1 rRNA gene is annotated in these 558 nt (G+C 53.4%); it reads right to left on the bottom strand.

The window, feature by feature from the left end:
- Positions 1–558 (bottom strand): 23S ribosomal RNA (locus tag L691_RS0115630); the annotation flags it as partial.

A 558-nucleotide genomic window follows, 5' to 3' on the forward strand; every position in this document is an offset into this window, starting at 1 on the left:
CCCGGTTTCGGGTCTACGCCCACGTACTTATTCGCCCTATTCAGACTCGCTTTCGCTGCGGCTCCGGCTCCTCGCCTTAACCTTGCACGTTAAACGTAACTCGCCGGTTCATTCTACAAAAGGCACGCCATCACCCCTAAAATGGGCTCTGACTTCTTGTAAGCACACGGTTTCAGGACCTGTTTCACTCCCCTTCCGGGGTGCTTTTCACCTTTCCCTCACGGTACTGTTTCACTATCGGTCGCCAGGGAGTATTTAGCCTTGGCAGATGGTCCTGCCGGATTCATACGGGGTTTCACGTGCCCCGCACTACTCGGGATCCGTCTTGGAGGGAACGACTTTTCAGCTACAGGGCTTTTACCTCTTCTAGCGGGCCTTTCCAGACCTCTTCACTTAAACCGTTCCTTTGTAACTCCATGTAAGACGTCCCACAACCCCGAAGAGCAAGCTCTTCGGTTTAGGCTGTTCCGCGTTCGCTCGCCGCTACTGACGGAATCACTCTTGTTTTCTCTTCCTCAGGGTACTTAGATGTTTCAGTTCCCCTGGTCTGCCTCTATC

The organism is Paenibacillus zanthoxyli JH29, assembly GCF_000520715.1.
GTDB lineage: Bacteria > Bacillota > Bacilli > Paenibacillales > Paenibacillaceae > Paenibacillus_AQ > Paenibacillus_AQ zanthoxyli.